Below are 4,506 nucleotides of genomic sequence, written 5' to 3'. Positions count from 1 at the left end.
GTGCTCATGACGAACCCTTTCCATGGCAAATATTCATTCGACGCCATGCGGATGCACAACGTTCGTTTGTCCCGATTTTTGATGTGGGAAGTTCGTCAAAGGCGCGCTCGAAAGCGCGGATAACAAAAGTCAGTCAAACAAATATCGACGATTTGCTTATAGGCTTCTTTTGGCGCGCTGTCAAATTTGCATAAAGCCACAGCTGCGGAATTCTCCCAAACCACCTGGCCAAAAACCTTGCATGACGGCAAATCGGACGCCAAACAGCGCGCTTGCGCCAACTTGAGAAAAGTTTTCCGGCATCCAGGAACCATCTGCGCAGACGCGCATTTATTCGGTGTCATCAGCAGTTCATGAGAGCAATCGAATAACAGTTGATGGCAAAGACGCCCCCCGCACGATAAAAGGTGCGAGGGGCGTTTTCGTTTGGATCCTATTCGTCCGGACCGGGTTCCGGCCACGTCTCCCTGGCCGCCTCGGCATACCAGTGGCGCATCGCCGGCGTTGCCAGCACGGCGTCGACATAGGCGCGCGTATCCGGCGCCAGCGTGCCGCCATAGGTGTCGAAACGGGTGACGACAGGCGCATACATGGCATCGGCCGCGGTGAAGTGGCCGAACAGGAACGGGCCGCCCTTGCCGTATTTTTCCCGGCACTGGCGCCACAGCGCCTCGATGCGGGCGCGTTGCGCCTCGCCCTCGGCGTCGAGCGGCTTGTGGGCCTTGGGCCGACGCAAATTCATCGGCCAGCCATAGCGAACCTCGCGAAAGCCGGAATGCATCTCGGTCGCAGCCGAACGCGCCAGCGCACGGGCGTCGATATCGGCCGGCCAGGGCTTTTTTTCGGGAAACAGGTCGGCGAGATATTCAAGGATGGCAAGGGTTTCCCAGACGATCTTGCCACTGTGATTCAGCACCGGCACCTGACCTGTCGGCGACACTTTCGCCAGATTGGCAAAGGTTTCAGGCGTGCGCAGCCGCACGAAACCTTCCTCGAACGGGATCTCCAGATGCCTCATCGCCAGCCATGGCCGCAGCGACCATGAGGAGAAACACTTGTTGCCGATATAGAGCGTAAATTCTGCCATTTTTCTCCCCGCACGCTCGGCCATCCAATATCCATGGTCGACGTGTGTTCACAGCCTAGCCCACCAGCCTTGCCCCAAGGCGGCGGCCGCGCGACCTGATCTGCCGTCCGGGCGACGCCTGGAACCTAACCGACGCCGGCTCGTTAGCTACCCGCAAATGAATTCCCCTGAATTCAAAAATCCCAGGAGATGCGCAAAAATGGTGAACAAGGATCAGGTTGCGGGCGTGGCCAAGCAGGTCAAAGGCTCGGTCAAGGAAGCCGCGGGCAAGGCGACCGGCAACAGGCAGACCCAGGCCGAAGGCACGGGCGACCGGATCGCCGGCAAGGTGCAGAAGGCCTATGGCGACGTCAAGGACAAGGTCAAGAAGGCGCTCTGATCCGACATCGAGAAACGCGCTTTATCGAGGGAAAGGCGGCCGCGAAGGCCGCCTTTTTCATGTGCTCCAGCCCTTGCTGAAAGCATTGGTGAAGGCAACCTCGCCATGATCGCCGGTCGCCTCGCCCAGCACCACGTCCATGCCGTCGCTGGTCACCCTGGCCAGCGCGAAGCCGCCCATATAGGCAGCCTTCGGCTTGAACAGGTCGATCCCGTCCCTGCGATAGATCAGCGGCGTTTCGTGCTGGTGGCCGTGGAAAATGCCGACGACATTGTAGCCCTTCAGCGCCGCCAGCAACGCCTGCCGGTCGGCCTCGCTCCACCAATGCGGCGCACCGGTGCCGTCACCATCGAAGTCGCTCTTGGCGGCATCCCAGCGTTCCACCGAAAAAGTGTCCCAGCCATAATGCTGGAACAGGACGACCGGACGGCCGTCCGCCGCATAGGTCGCCAGGTCCTGCTTCAGCCATGGCAGGCTGCTCTCGGCGCCGTGGCCGGTATCGCCGGCGAAACGATGCGTCTGGATCAGATGCAGGCCGCCCCAGTCCCAGGAGTAGCAGTCGGTGTCGACATCATAGTCGGTGGCCGGCACCGGCGGCTTGAAGAACACGCCGGCGCGATGGTTGACCTCGACATAGTCGCGCAGTTCGCGCCGGTACCAGTCGACATGGTGCGGCGGCCCGTTCTGGTCGAGATCATGGTTGCCGAGCCCGACATAGACCGGCATGTGCACGCGATCCGGGCCGACGCCCTGGATGTAGCGCTGGCTGAACTGGAGCAGTTGGGTGCCCTCGCTCGGCTGCGTGATCTGGCCGCCGCCATCGTCGGTGACGTCGCCGCCGACGACGAGGCCGAGCGGCGTGCCTATCTTGCCGGCGGAACGCAGGCCGGTGGCGACGCCATTGATCTCGGCCGGCCAGTCCTTGTCGCCAAGCGCATTCAGCACCGCCACGTTGCGCAGCAGCGCGGCGTCGGTCTTGCCTTCCTGCAGGCAGTTGGGACTCAAGCCGCTCGCCATCCGGCAGGCATGGACATCGGCGATGAACAGGAAGGTGGCGTCGATCGCCTGGACGCGTTGCCCGGTCTGGCCGAAGGCCGGCCGCGGCAAGGCGCCGGCCGCGGCAAATCCCGCAGCCTGTACCAGGAAGTTGCGTCGGGAAAACGATCCAGTCGAAAGGCGATTCATCATCTGCTGATTCAGCATGGACAGCAGCCGGTCGTCCAGCGCCTCTGCGCCATCATCGACATGACGCCATGGGTCTGGCATGTCTCGCTTGCGCGAGCGGAGGAGGACGAAAATGAAAGCCGCAGCTATCTGCATGATCCTGGCCGCGATGTTGTGCGCGAGCACCGCGCATGCCGCCGGTTGCGTCGATGCCAAGTCCGCCAGGAAGGGTTTCGTTCTGGCGAGACCCGGCATCCAGAGCGAATTTCGGCCCGTGGCCGGCGGGATGATGTCGGTTGCCAACACCTACGAATCGCAATCGCCCCAAACCCAATATCTGTTCGCCGGCCTGATCGAGGTGTTTCGCGACAGCGACACCGGCCGGCAGGCGATGATCCCGTTTTCCGATCTGCGAAAGCTGTTCCCGCTGAAGGCGGGGGCAAAGGCCACGATAGAGTTCGTCGAGTTGTCGCCGAACAAGCCGCCGAAGGGCACAAAGACGCTGAGCCTTGTCGTCAAGGGCAAGGAGACATTCCGTCTGGGCGACTGCAAATACAATGTCCTGGCGGTCAAGGAGACCTTCAAGAACGGCGACGGCGAGACGCTGGATTCATTCACCGCCCTTTATGCGCCCGATCTGCAAGCCGCGCTCGCGCGGCGCTACGATGAAGGCACCGGTTCGGAATCCGTCAACGGCTACGAGACGATCAAGCCGCTGGCCGAGTAGCTGAACCAGAGCCCGGCGTTCCCCACCTCGCCCGGCATCGGATGAAGAACGCAGCGCCGCAAAGTCAAGAGGTTCTCGGCCGTGGCAGTATCCTGTTGCGTCGCCTGGCTGCCAATCCGCCCTGCGATGGCGACGGCGCGCTGCGCTCCAGCCCCGCCAGGCAATCCCGCAGCACACCGGCATCCTGCGCCGTCTTGGCCATCGACATGGCCCCGGAATAGGCGGCGACCGTCAGCGCGGCGAAGCGTTCGGGGTCCGTGCCCTCGTCCTTGCCCGCCTGCTGGTCGGCACGCAGCTTGTCGGCAATCGCGCGCCGCCACCCGGCAAAGATACCGGCAAGGGCAAGGCGGAAATCGGGATCGGCAAGCGACAGTTCGTGCGCCAGATTGTTGAGCGGGCAGCCGCGCACGAAACCCTGCTGCTCCAGTTCCGCCGCCACGGCCTCGAACACGGCGCGCACGCCCTCGCGCGCCGATGCCGCCGCCAGCACCGGCGCGATCCATGTCTCTTCGACCGCTGCCGCCACACGCTCGTCGATCACAGCCAGCGCCAGCGCCTTCTTGGTCGGGAAGTGGTGATGCAGCGCGCCGCCGCTGACATCAGCCGCCGCCATCAGGTCGCCGATGCTGGAGGCGTGATAGCCGCGCGCCTGGAACGCATCCTCGGCGACATCGAGCACTTTCTTGCGCATGCCTTCAGGGTCGTTGGTGCGTTTTCCCGGGCGCGGTTTTGGCTGGACGGTCATCTCTGCTGACATTGCCGAACTTTAGCATGTTGACAAAACAGGACAACCGGTCTGTTTTACAAAACAGGACGATCACCCTGTTTTGGAGAATGTCGGATGAACCTGCCCCAGAACGTCGCGACGAAACCCTCAGCGCTCGCTTCGCCTGTCGTCGAGCTTCGGCAATACACGCTGAAGCCTGGCCGGCGCGACACGCTCATCGGCATCTTCGACGGCAGGCTGATCGAGGGCCAGGAGGACGCCGGCATGACCATCATCGGCCAGTTCCGGGACCTCGATCGGCCTGACATGTTCGTCTGGATGCGCGGCTTCGACGGCATGGATGCGCGGAAAAATGCTCTCGCCGCTTTTTATGGCGGGGCGGGCTGGGCGGCGCACAGCGAAGCGGGCCACGCAACGATGAG

General features: G+C 62.8%; 7 protein-coding genes. 4 read left to right on the top strand and 3 right to left on the bottom strand.

Going from position 1 to position 4,506, the window contains the following annotated elements; all coding sequences use genetic code 11:
• The coding region (locus tag EN893_RS38700) for a hypothetical protein (protein ID WP_206640144.1) at positions 1–194 on the top strand (194 nt) is incomplete at its 5' end.
• 239 nt (positions 195–433) lie between these two features.
• Here EN893_RS38700 and EN893_RS20080 read toward each other — a convergent pair.
• The gene (locus tag EN893_RS20080; RefSeq protein ID WP_164749554.1) at positions 434–1,087 is read right to left on the bottom strand and encodes a glutathione S-transferase family protein; all 654 of its coding nucleotides are present in this window, start codon (positions 1,085–1,087) and stop codon (positions 434–436) included.
• Positions 1,088–1,286: 199 nt separating this feature from the next.
• On the opposite strand from EN893_RS20080, the gene EN893_RS20075 reads away from it, so the two are divergent.
• Positions 1,287–1,466: a CsbD family protein gene (locus tag EN893_RS20075; protein ID WP_027037831.1), complete on the top strand. Its 180-nt coding sequence runs from the start codon at positions 1,287–1,289 to the stop codon at positions 1,464–1,466.
• A gap of 57 nt (positions 1,467–1,523) precedes the next feature.
• Here EN893_RS20075 and EN893_RS20070 read toward each other — a convergent pair whose 3' ends face one another.
• Entirely contained in the window at positions 1,524–2,654 is a 1,131-nt protein-coding gene (locus EN893_RS20070; RefSeq protein ID WP_164900974.1) for a metallophosphoesterase, read from the bottom strand.
• Between the two features lie 109 nt (positions 2,655–2,763).
• Between EN893_RS20070 and EN893_RS20065 the strand changes: the two genes are divergently transcribed.
• The gene (locus tag EN893_RS20065) at positions 2,764–3,357 is read left to right on the top strand and encodes a hypothetical protein (protein ID WP_127272746.1); all 594 of its coding nucleotides are present in this window, start codon (positions 2,764–2,766) and stop codon (positions 3,355–3,357) included.
• A 64-nt stretch (positions 3,358–3,421) separates the two neighbouring features.
• On the opposite strand, the gene EN893_RS20060 is transcribed toward EN893_RS20065, so the two are convergent.
• Complete coding sequence (locus tag EN893_RS20060; RefSeq protein ID WP_127269335.1) at positions 3,422–4,102, bottom strand: TetR/AcrR family transcriptional regulator; 681 nt, start codon at positions 4,100–4,102, stop codon at positions 3,422–3,424.
• Between the two features lie 96 nt (positions 4,103–4,198).
• Here EN893_RS20060 and EN893_RS20055 point away from each other — a divergent pair.
• Positions 4,199–4,506 (top strand): NIPSNAP family protein (locus EN893_RS20055; RefSeq protein ID WP_206640143.1); only part of this gene is annotated, 308 nt, incomplete at its 3' end.

This window comes from Mesorhizobium sp. M7A.F.Ca.CA.004.04.2.1 (assembly GCF_004022825.1).
Classification (GTDB): domain Bacteria; phylum Pseudomonadota; class Alphaproteobacteria; order Rhizobiales; family Rhizobiaceae; genus Mesorhizobium.
This window is presented reverse-complemented; position numbering and strand designations above follow the sequence as displayed.

What these genes read in the sequence shown, in the direction of transcription:
- EN893_RS20060 (WP_127269335.1), bottom strand. Translation starts at nt 4,102, where the DNA reads ATGACCGTCCAGCCAAAACCGCGCCCGGGAAAACGCACCAACGACCCT.
- EN893_RS20070 (WP_164900974.1), bottom strand. Translation starts at nt 2,654, where the DNA reads ATGATGAATCGCCTTTCGACTGGATCGTTTTCCCGACGCAACTTCCTG.
- EN893_RS20075 (WP_027037831.1), top strand. Translation starts at nt 1,287, where the DNA reads ATGGTGAACAAGGATCAGGTTGCGGGCGTGGCCAAGCAGGTCAAAGGC.
- EN893_RS20080 (WP_164749554.1), bottom strand. Translation starts at nt 1,087, where the DNA reads ATGGCAGAATTTACGCTCTATATCGGCAACAAGTGTTTCTCCTCATGG.
- EN893_RS20065 (WP_127272746.1), top strand. Translation starts at nt 2,764, where the DNA reads ATGAAAGCCGCAGCTATCTGCATGATCCTGGCCGCGATGTTGTGCGCG.